Source organism: Richelia sinica FACHB-800, assembly GCF_014698825.1.
Taxonomy (GTDB): Bacteria; Cyanobacteriota; Cyanobacteriia; order Cyanobacteriales; family Nostocaceae; genus FACHB-800.
Genome location: NZ_JACJTT010000007.1, coordinates 23,151 through 39,122, shown reverse-complemented (window position 1 = coordinate 39,122; position 15,972 = coordinate 23,151). Strand labels below are relative to the sequence as shown.

Below are 15,972 nucleotides of genomic sequence, written 5' to 3'. Positions count from 1 at the left end.
TACATCATGGCAGCATAAATTTTGTGCCATACCTTCGTTGTCAGACCATGCCATCAGAGTATACACAAACAAGCAACCCTGCAAAGTTGGAAAGTTTTAATTTTCCAACACCAAGCTTTCAATGTGGTATTTCTTCACTTCATCTCTATTCATATTCGGATTCAGTAATAACCCCGAATAATAGTAGATATAGAATAGGTTTTACATAAAATTTTCATAAAAATATTAGTCTTTTTACCGTTATTCTCACAGTCTGATGAAAAGACCTCATCTTGTATTGCGTAAACATACGGTAATAGCAAAAATTTTCCTTGTTCAGGTCCAACAATAAGGCAAGAAAGTTGATTTTTGCATCATAACGATTGTTTAAAAGCATAACTAGGGTATTGGTAAATTCAAATTTAATTAAAGATTTGGGATGATTATAATCATTTCTTGTTTTTTGTATAAAAAGCAAAGTATCTGATTATGCTAATGTTATAATTTAGACGAACATTTAAGTGACGTAAACGGATATTTACCTCGAATTTTAGGCAGAAAATATAATCTATAAACAAGTCAAACTATGGTTTATAGCCATTATATCCACTTGCTTATTAATCTTAGTATTTATACGAACCTATCATAGTCATACAACTTAAACAAAACGTAGTTAGGACGGAAATAAAATTTCGTTCTCAATTCATTAATTCAGCAATAATACGGGGCTTTTTTAGTTATGGCTAACTTTACTGGAACTAATAACAATGACAACTTACCTGTAGATGGTATAGGTAATGGTGGTAATGATGTCTTTACCCCCTTACTAGGAAACGACACCGTTGATGGTGGAGATGGTAGTGATATTCTCGTGATCAACTACTCCAGTAATACCTATGCAGGCTCTTCTCCTAGTCCAGGCATAGTCTTCTCTTCCTTTGATTTCAGTAACGGTACTAATGCCTTAGCTGGTTACAGTGGTGAACTTTACGCTTACAAAGATGCTAGCTGGAACTATGACTCAGTTAGGTTTTCCAAAATTGAACGCTTCAATATTACAGGAACAAACCTGACCGACAATGTACGAGGAGGGGTGAATAATGATACCCTGACAGGCTTAGGAGGAAATGACACCATTACCAGTGGAGGTGGAGTTGACAGTATTGATGGTGGCACTGGCACAGATGTTTTAACTGATGCTGACTTTTCCGCCGTTGTCTCTAATCTGGTAATTGATAATAGTGGTAATACCCTCTCCTTTAGCAATGGTTTAACCATTAAAGGCATAGAAGTTTTTAGCGGGTTGAAACTAGGCAGTGGCAACGATTTAGTCAACTTTAGCTTAACTGCTGGGGAAAGCATTGATGGTGGTGCTGGTAACGATACCATTTCTGGTGGTGGAGGAGATGATACTGTCAACGGTGGAGATGGTGATGATGTCATCAACGCTAGTAGTGGATATGACCGTGTTGATGGTGGTAGTGGTGATGATGTTTTAGTAGTTGATTATTCTGCCAATACCTTTGCAGGTAGTTCAAGTTATGCTCCCGGCATCAGTTACTTTAATATCAACGAAGATGCAGAAACAGGTAGTTTTTACGGCTTATTGTATGCTTACAAAGACGGTTCCGGCAGTTATGACCAAGTAGAGTTCACAGGTATTGAACGTTTCCAAATTACTGGTACTAACTTTGCAGACACCCTCAAAGGCGGTTTTGGTAATGATACCCTGAATGGTGGTGCAGGTAGTGATTATATCGACTCTGGTAGGGGCATTGACAGTATTAATGGTGGTGTAGGTATTGATGTTTTAGAGGAAGCAGATTTCTCTGCCCAAACCACTGATTTAGTTGTGGATAATTCCGGCGCTATCTTAATTGGTACAAATGGTACAGTCATTACGGGCGTGGAATTATTCAAAAACCTCTACACCGGCTCAGGTAATGACCGCATTCTTTATACTGTACGCTCCAATGATTATATCGATGCCGGAGGCGGTAATGATGTTATTAACGCTGGTTTAGGGCAAGATATTGTTTATTCTGGGGGCGGTACTGACGATGTACTGATTGTTGATTATTCTGCCAACACCTTTGGTGGACTATCCTACTCTTCTTTTCAAGAAGAACCAGGACCATGGTATCCAGAATATTTCCATGAAGGCTATCGCGGCAGAATTCAGGCACAAATTAATAGTGCTGGTGACTATAACTCCGTTGAGTTTTACGATATTGACCGTTTCCAAATTACAGGCACTAAATTTGCGGATACCCTCAGAGGTGGCGCAGGTGCTGATATCCTATTAGCAGGTGATGGTTTCGATTATATCGATGGTGGTGGTGGAAGCGATCGCTTAGATGGTGGTGGTGGAACTGATTTACTGGAATTTGTTGATTTTTCTGGCTCCATTAACGATGTCACCCTCACCAACAGTGGCGCAAGTCTGACCACAGCCAATGGCGCAGTCATTAGCAATATTGAACTTTTCAAAAATGTCGAAACTGGTAGCGGAAACGACAACATTAACTTCACCCTAGCCAACAACGAAAATATCAACACTGCCGGCGGAAACGACACCATTAATTCCGGTGCAGGCCAAGATATTGTTGATGGTGGTGGTGGCAATGACCTTTTAATAGTCAACTATTCCGCCAATACCTACGGTGGTATTACTCAATTTTCTTCCTCTTCCAACGGTGCAGGTGGACGTAACGGCTCTTTATCTGCCCAAATTAACAATGCTGGAGCTATTAACTCCATCCAATTTTCTAATATTGAACGCTTCCAACTTACAGGCACAAACTTTGCCGACACCCTCATTGGTGGAACAAATAGCGATACTCTCAATGGTGGTGCAGGAGAAGACCTGATTACCAGTTATGGTGGTGTAGACAAAATTGATGGTGGAATTGGTAAAGATACCCTCCGTGATGCCGACTTTTCCAGCCAAACCACAGGCATGGTCATCAATAACAGCGGTGCAACCATCAACCTAGTTAACGGCTCAACTATTACAGGCATTGAACAATTTGAAACCCTAGTTACTGGTGCAGGAAACGACCAAATCAACTTTACCCAACAAGTTTTTAATGAAACAATTTACACCCTTGGTGGCAACGATACCATTAATTCTGGTAGTGGCGATGACCGGGTTTACGGTGGTTTAGGTAATGATTTACTCATTATTGACTACTCTGCTAGTACCGCCGCAGGCTTTGGCATTCAAAGTAATATCAACAGAGATGGTAAAGGCAGTTTCTATGGTTCTTATTCCGCGCAAGTAGACCAACAAGGTACTACCAACTCCGTTAATTTTTGGGAAATCGAGCGTTTACAAGTCATAGGCACTAACTCAGGCGATGATATCAAAGGAGGTACAGGTACTGACATCTTCAGCGGTGGCGGTGGAGAAGATACCCTCGCTGGTGGTGAAGGCAATGATAGCTTAACAGGTGGTGCAGACAATGATGTTCTAGAAGGTGGCAGCGGCATTGATACCGCCAGTTACGGTACGGCTACCACAGGTGTGAGGGTTAACTTAGCCACAGGTACTACTAGCGGTGGTGCTGGTATAGATACTCTCTCTGGAATTGAAATTGTCACTGGTTCTAACTTTAACGATAGCCTGCTGGGTGGTACAAATAGTGATGGCTTATCCGGTGGTGCTGGTAATGATAGCCTCTCTGGTGGTGGTGGTAACGACACCCTTGGTGGCGGCTTAGGCAACGACACTATCATTGGTGGTGACGGCATAGACCAAGCCAATTATGGTGATGCTAATACCGCCGTCACTGTGAACTTAGGCACTAATACCACCTCTGGTGGTGGGGGAACAGATACCCTTTCTGGTGTAGAAGGTGCTATTGGTTCTAGCTACAATGACACCTTATTAGGTGGTGCTAACAACGATATTTTCTCTGGAGGGGCCGGAACAGATAGCCTCTCTGGTGGTACTGGTAACGACACCCTGGGGGGTGGAATCGGTAATGATATTGTTTCCGGTGGCACAGGTACAGACACCGCTAATTACAGCGATGCCACTGGTGGAGTTACAGTTAACTTAGGCACTAATACCACCAGTGGTGCTGCTGGTATAGATACCCTTTCTGGGATAGAAGGTGCCATTGGTTCTGGCTTTAGCGATAGCCTAGTTGGTGGTAGTGGTGCCGAAGGTTTAAGTGGCGGTGCAGGAGATGATTCACTCAACGGTGGTGTTGGTAATGACACCCTAGTAGGGGGTGCAGGTATCGACCTAGCAGTGTATACAGATGCTGGTTCTGCCGTTAACGTGAATTTAGGTACAGGTACAGTTACAGGTGGTGCAGGTACAGATAACCTCCAACAAATTGAATGTGTTTACGGTTCTAACTTCAACGACACCATCGCTGGTGGTATTGGCAATGAAACCTTGGGAGGTGGAGGCGGTAATGACAGCCTAGTTGGTGGCACAGGTACTGATGCAGTTACTTATATCACTGCTACTGGTGCTGTAACTGTGAATTTATCTACCAACACCGCCACAGGAGCAGCAGGTACAGATACCTTAACGGGTTTTGAAGGGGCGATTGGTTCTAACTTTAATGACACAATTGCTGGTAGCACTGCTAGTGATACTATCGCTGGGGCTGGCGGTAACGATAGTCTAAATGGCGGTAGTGGCTTAGACCAAGTTAGCTACACAGAAGCCACAGGTGCAGTCAATGTCAATTTAGGTGCTAGTACAGCCACAGGAGCAGCAGGTACAGATACCTTAACAGGCTTTGAAGGCGCAATTGGCTCTAACTTCAATGACACCATCACTGGTGGTACTGGTAATGAAACCCTTGCAGGTGGTGGAGGTAGCGACTTATTTACTGGTGGTACTGGTAATGATGTCATCAACGGTGGCGATGGCTTGGATACAGCAAGTTATGGCGGTGCGACGACAGCTGTAAATGTGAACTTAGGCTTAGGCACAGTTACAGGTGGCGCAGGTAGTGATACCTTAACTGGCGTAGAAGTAGTGATAGGTTCTGGCTTAAATGATACTCTCACTGGTAGTACAGGCAATGATACCCTCAATGGTGGCTTAGGTAATGATAGTTTAGTTGGCGGAGATGGTTTTGATGCGGCGAGCTACAGTAATGCCACAGGAGCAGTTAATGTTAACCTGACTACAGGAACCGCCACAGGTGCTGCTGGCACAGATTCCATCAGTGGTGTAGAAAGTGCCATTGGTTCTGCTTACAACGACACTCTTACCGGTAGTAATGGCAACGAAACTATCATTGGTGGTGGTGGAAATGACCAAGTTGTAGGTGGACTAGGCAACGACAGTTTAGTAGGAGGCGATGGTATTGATACCGCTAACTACAATGCTGCTAATTATGGTGTGAATGTTAACCTCACCACTAACACTGCTACAGGTGGAGCAGGTGCTGATAATTTATCCAGTATAGAAGCCGTCGTTGGTTCTAGCTTCAGTGACACCATCACTGGTAGTGCAGCCAGTGACACTATCAATGGTAGTTTAGGTAACGATTCTTTGAATGGTGGCTCTGGCTCTGATATTGTCAGTTATGCTAATGCCACTGGTGGTGTAACCGTTAACTTAGCAACTGGTACAGCCTCCGGGGCAGATGGTAATGATGTAGTCACTGGTTTTGAAGGAGCTACAGGTTCCAACTTTGACGATGGCTTCACTGGTAGCAGTGGAAATGACACCTTTACTGGTGCTGTTGGTAATGATGTTTTAGTAGGTAACGCTGGCAATGACTACTTCACTGGTGGTGTAGGTAGTGACATTATGTCAGGTGGTGCTGGCATTGATACAGCTAACTTTAATGATGCTACTGCGGGAGTCAATGTCAATTTAAATAATGGGACTGCAACTAATGGTACTGATGTTGACATTATTTCTGGCATTGAAGTAATCAATGGATCTAGCTTAAATGATACCGTTGTAGGTGGTGCAGGTAATGAAACCCTAAATGGTGGGCTAGGAAACGACAGCCTCAATGGTGGTATTGGTATAGATTTGGCTAGCTACAGCAATGCTACAGGAGCAGTAAATGTTGACCTGAATACCAACACGGCTACAGGTGCAGCAGGAACAGATAACCTAGCTGGTTTTGAATGTGTTTATGGTTCAGCTTTTAATGACACCATTGTAGGAAGCACAGGCAATGAAACCCTGATTGGTGGTTTAGGCAATGATAGCCTGAATGGTGGTAGTGGTGTGGATGTGGTTGATTATGCTGGCGTAACATCTGCTGTCAATGTGAACCTGAATACCAATACTGCCACTGGAGGTGGTGGTAGTGATGTGCTAGCTGGGTTTGAAGGGGTTAATGGTTCTAGCTTTAATGACACTATGACTGGTGGTTCAGCTAGTGAAAACTTCACTGGTGGTTTAGGTAATGATACTGTGATAGGTGGTTTAGGTGCTGATAGATTTAACCGCAACAATACTACTGAAGGTATTGATACTATCACTGATTTTAATATTACCCAAAGTGATAAGGTAGTGATTTCTGCTGCTGGCTTTGGTGGTGGACTGGTTGCAGGTTCAGTGTTGGTAACTGCTCAGATTGAATTTAGTGTAGCTAGCGCAACTCAAGGCACAACGCGGTTCTTCACCAATGGTACAAATCTCTTCTTTGATGCTGATGGTAGTGGTACACAAGTGGCTGTGCAACTGTTTATCGGCTTTAATGTTACAAGTGCTAGTCAGGCCATTTCCGCTATTGATATAGTTGCTTAGTCGAGGAGGAAAGGAAAGATTTCTGACCAAAAAATATAAGTTACAAACCTCTTTTCTCAGATAGAAGAGAAAAGAGGTTTTTTCTGATAAAAAATGTGGGAATGATATATGTACTTTTAAATGGTTGTCATTACGAATGTGGGGAAACAATCCCAAAAATCTTACGATTTCGTCGTTCCAATACATTGCACTCACAATGACATATTAAGGGTGATTTACCGAACATAATATGAGTCACAAAAAGAAAAAGAAAAAAATATTTACTGGGTTATTTTTTATCATTCCATCCATGATAAAGTGGCATAGCAAATAAGCCCCAAGCCAAACCTGTAATTAAACCGAAAGGCGTAACAATATAATTATTAAAATCCCATACACCGAAAATTTGTGCTGCTAATTCTAAAGGATAAGCCATCATCAATACACTAGCTAAAGCCGCACCACTCCAACCGTATTGATGTAACCAATAAAAACCTTTACCTCCTGTTACCGCATACAGTAACCGGGTAATTAACAAACCCGTTACTGTACCATAACACCGCATACATACTGCCATAATAAACGGTGGTGCTAACTCCAATCCCATTGTCGGTTGCGGACAAACATGATTACCCATAAAGTAAATGATATCCGCAATACCAGGAAGCAAAAACACGCCAGAGGCAGCTAAAAAAGGAGCAATTGGTGGGCCAAATACCATACCTACCAACAGAAAATCGGCAAGAAAACTTACCCAATTAACTTGTAACTCTCTTGATAAAACTACCCTTTGCATATTCCTTACTTTGGGCGAAAAACTTCTTAATCTATTGTATCTGGATCAATGCCCATTTCTCGCAATTTTACTGCTAATGGTGGCGCTTTGCGTTCTGCTTGTTCAGCCCTTAGTCTTTCTAATTGGGCTTCTTCTTTACCCACTAATAATAAATTACCTTCCTTATCCCACCAACGTAGCCAAAGTTGCTCAGAATTATTTAAATAACTTCCTTGCCATAGACCTAATTCTACACCTAAAGGGGGAATTGGATAATGTCCATGTTCGTTAGGCTGCATTTTTTGGTAAGAAAAATCTACTAAATGATAAACTTCTAATTTCTCATTATGAAAAAAACAAAGACACAAAAACGCAAAGAAAAACCTTTTGCGTCTTTGCGCCTTTGCGCGAAACCTGCTTTAAACTACCTTAGCAACATAGGGACTTGTCAACTTATCCAACTGCTGAATTAACAAACTCAGGAATAAACCCACATCAGTTACTACACCTACTGATTCTATTGAACCGCGATCACTCAATTTTGTCACAACCGCTGGGTTAATATCCACACAGACCATCTTCACTCCCGCAGGTGTCATATTCCCCACACCAATGGAATGCAGCATAGAAGACAACATCAAAATCATCTCTGCACCTTGGATAATTTTGGCGTATTCTTGCTGTGCTTGAATTAAGTTCATCATGGTGTCTGGGAGGGGCCCGTCATCGCGAATGGAACCCGCAAGAACAAAGGGAACGTTATTTTTCACACATTCATACATAATCCCACTCTTGATAACTCCCCCATCCACAGCTTTAGCGATGCTACCGTAACGACGGACGGTGTTAATTACCTTGAGGTGGTGTCGATGTCCTCCTCTGACAGCTACACCCCGCTTCATGTCCACACCAAGGGAAGTTCCCATTATATTTTGCTCGATGTCGTGGACTGCGATCGCATTACCGCCTAAAAGTCCTTGTACATAGCCTTCGCGAATTAATCGTGATAGATGTTCACCACCACCAGTGTGAATCACCACAGGGCCAGCGGTGACAACTACTTTACCACCAGCATCACGAATTTTCCGTAATTCCCACGCTACTTGTTCAACTACTAATTCTACTCGGCGTTCACTAGAAACACCAGAAGACATAAAGCTAAATTCTTGAGCATTGCGTTGTTCGCGGGATTCTGGTTTACGGATAGTGCGGATACCTTGCACATCAACTACTACCTGTTCCCCAACTTCTAAGTCACGCAAAATTTTACATCTTGCTACTATACCATTGGCGGTTTGGGAAATAGCGATCGCGCCATCCATGCGCTGAATTTCTACTTTCAACCATTCCCCATTGACCCGCACTTCCGTAGGATAAATGGTGCTGACATAGAAATCATCCGGTGCTACACCAGCTTGTACCACTGGTTCCAGCTTGGCATCCTTTTCATCTTGGGGTAAATCTACTGCGCCTAAATCAATCAATTGAGAGATAATTTCTTCCATCACATCGTGGGATGGTGCTGTTACCCTCACTTCCGCAGCAGATGTACTTTGTCGTTGTTCTCCCAAGTTAAAATTCATAACTTGGAAACTACCACCAGAGTCAACGATTAAATCTAAAGCGCGATTAATCAAACCAGAATCAAGTAAATGCCCTTCTAAACGAATAATCCGGCTTTCTACTTGGGTGGTAGCGTGGACTTCTTCCACTACAGGTTCCGTTACCCGCAAAGTCAAGCATTTAGCCGCACCACCAGCTTTCAGGAATTCTGTTAGGGGTGTTTCAATCACTTGAAAACCCACTTCCCCTAATCTGGTTTTTAAGCTATCACTCGCTTTGTTCATGATGATGATGCTTTCCACATTCACCGCATTACAAGCGAAATTGACAGCATCAGCTTCAGCAATAGCAATACGCTTCTCTGGTGCGACCCGCATTTCAATTAACCGATTGGAATAGGAGTCAAAGGCACCAGGATAATACAGCAAATAACCATTTGCTAAGGGACAAAAGCAGGTATCAAGATGATAGAACCGTTCATCTATCAATCGCAGGGAAAGTACCTCAATATCTAACCACTTGGCTAAATAAGGATGAGAATCTAACTCAGAACGGAAACCGTATCCGGCCCATAACCACCGTCCTTCTCGGTCGAGAAGCGCATCACCAGCACCTTCAAAGGGTAGGTCTTTGGGCAGAACGTATACATTATAACCGTTTTGCTCAAACCACTGTTGAAAATACGGTTCTTCTCCTTGCCGTTCTTTATGTAAAAATCGGCTTAAAACTACATTTTCTCCTAAAACCAAACCAGCGTTGGCAGTAAATACCATATCTGGCCAACCCTTTTCTGGTTTCACTAAATCTACAACTGCATGGGATTTAATGACTTGGTATAATTTATTCCACTGCTCTACGGCGCGATCGCGTGACGACTTGTGGATATTCCCTTCCATCCACGGGTTTATCACATAGTCAACATCATAATGGTCGGGAGCGCACATCAAAAAGCGAATTTGAGAAACCATAAAAATTTTACAAGCTTGTAATTGCTAAGAATCTCTTCTGAATACAGCGGTTTTCGGGCGTAATCTGTCAAATTAACTACTTCAAGTCTATCTGTAGATAGAGGTAGTCTGTGATGAAAGCGATCGCTCCTATTCTATTACTGCTAAACAAAATCTGAGAAAAACGTATTAACTAGCAACGAAGCCTCTGTCATAGGTTGTTAGCAAAATTTCGTGTTATTCTAGCGCTGTTGAGCGTTGATAACTCAGATGGCAGAGCTAAGAATTATTGTTGAAGAGCATCCTCAGCCAGATGCTATTAAGACTGTCATCAACCATTTAATTGAATATAATAATAGTAATCAAGCACCATCCATTGGTAACTTGATCAGTTATATGGACTTTTCTGTGTGAGCCATCAATTTTACTGAAGCTACTGAAGCCATTTCGGATTACTTGAATCCACTTTAAAAAAAGCGATGATCTTTTCTTTTTCAGATTCACTAATATCATCTCTAATGTTTTGCATAAATTTATCTTGAAGTCTATTATTAGCACCCTTTACAAGACTATGCATTCGTTTTGATAGTTCATATATGAATTTATTGGTTAAAACAATATTTTTTCCAGAAAAATTGCTTAATTGCTTAACTTTTAGTGCATCTGGTTTTGTGATAGTTCCGGCTGTATGAACTATAGAGTGGCGTAATTGCCAAAGACATTGCAAATCTTTTATATCGTCACCAGTATAAAAATCAACTTGAAATCCAAAAGCTTTTATATATTTATTTACCTGTGTTGGCTCGTGCCAACCTTTTAAAGTATCAGATAGTATAACTCCTGTAGATGCACTATCTTCTCCTCTATATCCCAGCAGATGATTGGGGTCTATTTGTACAAATCCTCCATTATCTTTGTATCTAGTATCCACAGTTCTAAAAAAATCTCCTGACTTAAAATCTCTTAAATATATACTTCTCTCAAAAACTCCTGCAAAAAGATATTTTTGGTATGTTTCAAAATGGCCCATCAGAGACGCTAAAATTGAATTTAAGAAAATCTGAATCATCACATGACTTTCTTTATTTAATTTATTGTATGCTTCAGAAGAATCTGTGCTAGGATACTTGGGAAAATTTTCTTTGCAATATTCAATAGAGTCTTTGGCATTCATACAAAATTTTAGAAAAGCAGTAGCAGGACAATTAATATAATCTTCGTGTTTTAAATGTCCCTCTGTTTCATTAAGAAACAAATATTCTTGTATGGGCTTTTCTCCGATCATGATTTAAGTGCTGTTATAATAAAGCGTATTATTTGTTTGCTATTATATTCAGTGTTTAAATTTCAGTCAATTTCAGTGTCAATTTAATTCCAAACTACGCCACAGATACCAACAAGCAATAGTGCAATAAGGTTTCCACTTTTTTCCATATATTGCCACAGTCTTTTTATCAGGTAATTCTGGAAGCGAGTACAAACGACGAATTCCGGCTTTAATTCCCAAATCATCAACAGGTAAAACATCCCAGCGATGTAACCGAAAAATCAGTAACATTTCCACTGTCCAGCGTCCAACACCTTTTACTGGTGTGAGTGTTTGAACGATCGCTTCGTCTTCCATCAATTCTAATTCTGTGATAGTTGGCAAACCTGCAATGGTTTTTTGCGCTAAGTCTTGTAAATACGCGATTTTGGGACGAGAAATACCCACTCCACGCAAGATTTCATCTGGTGTCTGGAGGATGGCTTCAGGTGTGGGTGTGTGAGAATACAGGTCTAGAAATCGACTATGAATAGCTGCTGCGGCTTTACCAGATAGTTGCTGATAAATAATTGACCGGGAGAGGGAATAAAATAAATCTCCAGTTTGCTGGACTGTATCTAGTTTACATTCACCAATTGTATCAATTAAAGATGCAAGCAGGCGATCGCTCTCTTTCAACGTGCCAATAGCTACAGAGTAATCCATTTTTAACTGATGGTGAACCCGCCCTTACTTTTAGCAATATCCGTAATATTATTATGTTAGTTTAGTATGACCTAATCATACGGGTAAGTGATTCTGGGAATCCCCTGCTACACTGCAAGGGTTAGCGGTGGTAGGATGTCAATGAGTATTTAAGATAGGCTCTTGGTTGATTAGAATTGAGAGAAAAGGCAATGGAAGACCGCAGCAAGCTGGGAAATTTTCCTACCGAATGAAGCGGATTATCCCTGATATCGCTATACTCCAAAGTGATAACCTCACAATAAACTGAAATTTTTAGGGCTGGATTTTATGACATCCTATGCAACCTCCTCTGCCAAAGCGGAAATGAGTGAACTTCGGCGGTTAAAAAGCTTACTACCGCCAGAATTGCAGAGTTGGGTCACGGTTGAAGGCACAACTGAGGTTAATCCACCCCTGATCCGTTGTGAAGAAATCGGCAAAGACCAAGTAGAAATTCAAATTGACTTGGTGAAATGGGATGCTTTAGCAATGGATCAGCGTAATCTGCTGTTTTGGCATGAAGTGGCCCGCGTTCAAAATGACACCATTCCTAAGGATGGATGGGAAATGGCAGCACTGGCCATTGGTTTAGGTGGTGCTGTGGGTGAATTATGGGTACAGGATGGATTGCTGCTAGTTTTGGCTTTGGCACTATGTGGCGTTTCCGGTTGGCGGCTGTATCAAAAAAATAATGGGGAAAAGCAAATTAGAGAATTAATCGACGCTGATGAAAAAGCGATCGCCCTAGCTACTCGTTTTGGTTATAGTCTCCCCAACGCTTACAAGAGTCTTGGTAGTGCCTTGAAAACCCTAATTGAAAATACCCCTAGTAAACGCCAGCGTTCTCGCTATGAAGCTAGACTCTCTGCCCTGAAACGCAGTGCTAATAAAGCTAAATCTAAATCCCGTAACTCTGATGAAGGTGGACTCTAACACCAACCACCAAACATCCTACAGGGATGACCTAGAGGTAAAAATAGCTGGGGTAGAATAACCTACCCCCTGTTTACATACAATATTTCGCTACAAATCGGAGTAACGTTAATTAATTCATTATCATTGAATCATCATTGTATAGCAGCAATTATTTTAGGTGCGTTGCGCTACGCGACAACACACCCTACAGGAATATTTCTCAACTTAGATTTAGATATAGCAATGGACAGAACGGTTAGGACATTAACTAACACTAAAACCGAGACAGGCAAAGGCTTCTAGCACTGTCACCCCGCAGGGGTGCGCCAGTCGCTCATGGGGGAAACCCCCAAGACCGCGCTGGCTTACCTGTCACCTGTTAACTGTCACCTGCTATATTTGGCATCGGCTTAATTACTGGCTGCCACAAAGTTATTAAAACAACTTAAATTACTATCATGGTCTTGCAAGATAGACTTAAGATTATCCACATGGAAATTACTATTATCCCTTTCTCCTTGATGCTTAAATAAAGCTGCAAAGGCACCAGCACCTAGTTTGTCTTGGGGAAACATGCGGTAACAAGGCATGGTAGTTAAATGCGATTGATATGTAGATAAATGGTTAATTTCTACTGGTTGAAACTGCGGGAATTTGTCTAATAACCATTGGCATACCTGCTCATTTTCCTCTGGTGAATAGGTGCAAGTCATATAAGCTAAGTAGCCTTGAGGTGCAACTATTTTGGCAGAGTTGGCAATAATACGTTTTTGGCGATTGGCACTTTTATTAATAGCTGTGGGATGAAAACATCCTGGTGCTTTTTCACCTTTTGCTAATAGAGATTGACCACTACAAGGAGCATCAACTAAAACTAAATCACTAGAATTAGCAAATATCTCTGCCAAAATACTAGAGTCTCTATTGACTACTGCACAGGGTTGAATATGGCAGCGTTTTAAATTAGAAATCAACATGCCTAATCGCTTGCCGATAACTTCGTTACAAATTAGTAATTCTGGTTGGAATAATCGCCAAGCAAAAATACTTTTACCACCAGGGGCAGCGCACATATCAAAGATTACTGATATTGGTTGAGAAATTGCCAATAAAATTGATGCAGCAAATACAGAAGAGAAATCTAAACAATAAAAATATCCTTGTTGATGTAGGGAATGTTGACCAGGTTTTTCACCTGGGTATAAACGGTCTACAAATGATGGTTGCCAAGGAGTTGATGTGGCGATAGGAAAGGGGGAATTTTCTGGTTTTTCTTCACACCAGAGAATACAAGGTGAATAGATTTGAGGATTAACTAAGGCATCAATAAATTGAGTTTGTATATCTGTATTTGTAAATAAACGCCGTGAGAGTTTAATTAATAAATTTGAAGGTTTTTCCATAGAAATAATCTCAATAAATTTGTCAGCCTAGAACAATATGGAAACTGTTACAGCAGAACAATGCAATTTAGATATTTGGCTGCATACTGAAAATACTTGACCATCATGGAGATTGCGTTTATAAAGCGCGTCCGGCGCGGCTTCTAGCGTTTAGCTGGAAGCTAACCTTGTTTTGACTTTGGCCAAACTTATCCACTGCACCGGAGAGGGTCATGATATTTGAAAATTTTCAGCGTAAATTACGCCAAGAAGCAAAACTTTGGCGGGATGAAGGACTAATTAGTTCTTCTCAACACGACCAAATTGCCGAACGGTATCAATTTAATAAATTAGATGCTGTTGCTCGTGAGCGGTTTGTATTAGCAGCCATTGGTATTGGTGGCTTGCTGTTAGTTTTAGGTGTAATGATTTTTGTGGGTGCAAATTGGCAAATTTGGTCACGGGAAGCTAGGTTTATTTTATTAATTAGTTTATTCCTAGCTACTAGTTTTACCGGTTTTTACACCTGGAGGCAACCTGCGATCGCTGCTGCTAAGGAAGGCAAAAAGCTCAACCGGGACAAACGCCTACTGGGAGAGGCTTTGCTTTTCTTGAGTGCGCTGATTTTGGGTGCAAACATAGCGTTAATGGGGCAGATATTCAATATTAATGGTTCGACGGCAGAATTATTTTTTGCCTGGGGATTTGGCGTTTTGGTTATGGCCTATGCCCTTTCCCTCAATTCTCTGGGGGTGTTGGCCATTATTTTAATTCAAATTGGCTACTGGATAGGCTTACGAGATTTTTGGTCTTCTCCGGGGGAGTTGAGTTGGGCAAGGTTAGCTGTTCGCCATATGCCTATTCTCTCATGGTTATTGTTTGTACCCTTAGCCTATATTTGTCGTTCCCGATGGATTTTTGGTATGGGGATTGTAGCCTTTACTATCTCTTTGCAATATAATCTCAATCCTCTACCATTGTTAACTTTATCGGATGTTGTCCCTTGGGTGGCATCTTTTGCTTTGGTACTGCCTCCAGCATTATTCTGGAGTTATGATGATTTACTATTTCCAACGATTAATTACAGATTATTTCAACCTTTAGCTCGCAATTTAGGGTTATTGTGTTTTGGCATTGTCTTTTATCTGTTGTCTTTTCGTTGGCAATGGCAATCCTTTGATGACGCTTTTTCTCAACCAAATAACTTTTCTAGTGTCTTCCGGTCGTTGCCAATTATAGATTTGGGGATTCTCAGTGGATTAGCTGTGTTGCAATGGTTGTTTATGTTGCGACAAAGAAATAACCCCATGCGGCGGGAGGTTTTCTTTAAAACTCTGATTATTAGTATTTTTTTAGGGTGTATTGTCGTCATTCCATTTTGGCATCAAGCGATCGCTCGTGTTACCGAATTTGGAGTGATTGTGTTTAATGTTCTGTTGGTAACATTAGCCTGGGGGTTAATTCAAGAAGGGTTAAAATTACGTGACAGAAGACCATTTTGGTGTGGTATGCTATTACTCACCCTCCAAGTTATCAGTCGGGTTTTAGAATACGACACAGATTTATTGTTTAAGTCCCTTGTGTTTGTTACCTGTGGTTACTGTTTGATTACCGCTGGTTTATGGTTTGAAAAACGCTTATCTTCTAGTTCTAGCTCTGGCAATAAGAAGTAATAGCGAAGTGGTACTTCCGTTTCC

11 protein-coding genes are annotated in these 15,972 nt (G+C 41.4%); 5 read left to right on the top strand and 6 right to left on the bottom strand.

What is annotated here, in order from left to right; all coding sequences use genetic code 11:
* Positions 1–718: 718 nt before the first annotated feature.
* Entirely contained in the window at positions 719–6,721 is a 6,003-nt protein-coding gene (locus tag H6G73_RS07860) for a calcium-binding protein (protein WP_190602997.1), read from the top strand.
* Between the two features lie 268 nt (positions 6,722–6,989).
* Here the strand turns inward: H6G73_RS07860 and H6G73_RS07855 are convergent, their stop codons facing one another.
* The 3 genes from H6G73_RS07855 to argZ form a co-directional block, all read right to left on the bottom strand.
* On the bottom strand, positions 6,990–7,496 hold the full coding sequence (locus H6G73_RS07855) for a DUF2085 domain-containing protein (RefSeq protein ID WP_190602995.1): 507 nt from the start codon (positions 7,494–7,496) through the stop codon (positions 6,990–6,992).
* Positions 7,497–7,522: 26 nt separating this feature from the next.
* Positions 7,523–7,774: a hypothetical protein gene (locus tag H6G73_RS07850; protein WP_190602993.1), complete on the bottom strand. Its 252-nt coding sequence runs from the start codon at positions 7,772–7,774 to the stop codon at positions 7,523–7,525.
* 120 nt (positions 7,775–7,894) lie between these two features.
* A complete protein-coding gene (gene argZ, locus H6G73_RS07845) occupies positions 7,895–10,006 on the bottom strand; it encodes a bifunctional arginine dihydrolase/ornithine cyclodeaminase (RefSeq protein ID WP_190602992.1) in 2,112 nt (703 codons plus the stop codon).
* Positions 10,007–10,255: 249 nt separating this feature from the next.
* On the opposite strand from argZ, the gene H6G73_RS07840 reads away from it, so the two are divergent.
* Complete coding sequence (locus tag H6G73_RS07840; RefSeq protein WP_190602989.1) at positions 10,256–10,399, top strand: hypothetical protein; 144 nt, start codon at positions 10,256–10,258, stop codon at positions 10,397–10,399.
* Between the two features lie 19 nt (positions 10,400–10,418).
* On the opposite strand, the gene H6G73_RS07835 is transcribed toward H6G73_RS07840, so the two are convergent.
* Positions 10,419–11,270 (bottom strand): hypothetical protein, encoded by an 852-nt coding sequence (locus H6G73_RS07835; protein WP_190602987.1) that lies wholly within the window; start codon positions 11,268–11,270, stop codon positions 10,419–10,421.
* A gap of 78 nt (positions 11,271–11,348) precedes the next feature.
* A complete protein-coding gene (locus H6G73_RS07830; RefSeq protein ID WP_190602985.1) occupies positions 11,349–11,957 on the bottom strand; it encodes a DNA-3-methyladenine glycosylase family protein in 609 nt (202 codons plus the stop codon).
* Between the two features lie 309 nt (positions 11,958–12,266).
* Between H6G73_RS07830 and H6G73_RS07825 the strand changes: the two genes are divergently transcribed.
* Positions 12,267–12,911 carry a DUF3318 domain-containing protein gene (locus H6G73_RS07825; RefSeq protein ID WP_190602983.1) on the top strand — a complete coding sequence of 215 codons (645 nt, stop codon included), beginning with the start codon at positions 12,267–12,269 and terminating at the stop codon, positions 12,909–12,911.
* Between the two features lie 126 nt (positions 12,912–13,037).
* Positions 13,038–13,196 carry a hypothetical protein gene (locus H6G73_RS07820; RefSeq protein ID WP_190602981.1) on the top strand — a complete coding sequence of 53 codons (159 nt, stop codon included), beginning with the start codon at positions 13,038–13,040 and terminating at the stop codon, positions 13,194–13,196.
* A 107-nt stretch (positions 13,197–13,303) separates the two neighbouring features.
* Here the strand turns inward: H6G73_RS07820 and H6G73_RS07815 are convergent, their stop codons facing one another.
* Positions 13,304–14,296: an RsmB/NOP family class I SAM-dependent RNA methyltransferase gene (locus tag H6G73_RS07815; protein ID WP_190602979.1), complete on the bottom strand. Its 993-nt coding sequence runs from the start codon at positions 14,294–14,296 to the stop codon at positions 13,304–13,306.
* 212 nt (positions 14,297–14,508) lie between these two features.
* Between H6G73_RS07815 and H6G73_RS07810 the strand changes: the two genes are divergently transcribed.
* Positions 14,509–15,948, top strand: a complete 1,440-nt coding sequence (locus tag H6G73_RS07810) for a DUF2157 domain-containing protein (RefSeq protein WP_190602977.1) — start codon at positions 14,509–14,511, stop codon at positions 15,946–15,948.
* Positions 15,949–15,972: the final 24 nt, after the last annotated feature.

Excerpts from the sequence above, each read along its gene's own strand:
- H6G73_RS07860 (WP_190602997.1), top strand. The coding sequence starts at position 719 with ATGGCTAACTTTACTGGAACTAATAACAATGACAACTTACCTGTAGAT.
- H6G73_RS07855 (WP_190602995.1), bottom strand. The coding sequence starts at position 7,496 with ATGCAAAGGGTAGTTTTATCAAGAGAGTTACAAGTTAATTGGGTAAGT.
- H6G73_RS07850 (WP_190602993.1), bottom strand. The coding sequence starts at position 7,774 with ATGCAGCCTAACGAACATGGACATTATCCAATTCCCCCTTTAGGTGTA.
- argZ (WP_190602992.1), bottom strand. The coding sequence starts at position 10,006 with ATGGTTTCTCAAATTCGCTTTTTGATGTGCGCTCCCGACCATTATGAT.
- H6G73_RS07840 (WP_190602989.1), top strand. The coding sequence starts at position 10,256 with ATGGCAGAGCTAAGAATTATTGTTGAAGAGCATCCTCAGCCAGATGCT.
- H6G73_RS07835 (WP_190602987.1), bottom strand. The coding sequence starts at position 11,270 with ATGATCGGAGAAAAGCCCATACAAGAATATTTGTTTCTTAATGAAACA.
- H6G73_RS07830 (WP_190602985.1), bottom strand. The coding sequence starts at position 11,957 with ATGGATTACTCTGTAGCTATTGGCACGTTGAAAGAGAGCGATCGCCTG.
- H6G73_RS07825 (WP_190602983.1), top strand. The coding sequence starts at position 12,267 with ATGACATCCTATGCAACCTCCTCTGCCAAAGCGGAAATGAGTGAACTT.
- H6G73_RS07815 (WP_190602979.1), bottom strand. The coding sequence starts at position 14,296 with ATGGAAAAACCTTCAAATTTATTAATTAAACTCTCACGGCGTTTATTT.
- H6G73_RS07810 (WP_190602977.1), top strand. The coding sequence starts at position 14,509 with ATGATATTTGAAAATTTTCAGCGTAAATTACGCCAAGAAGCAAAACTT.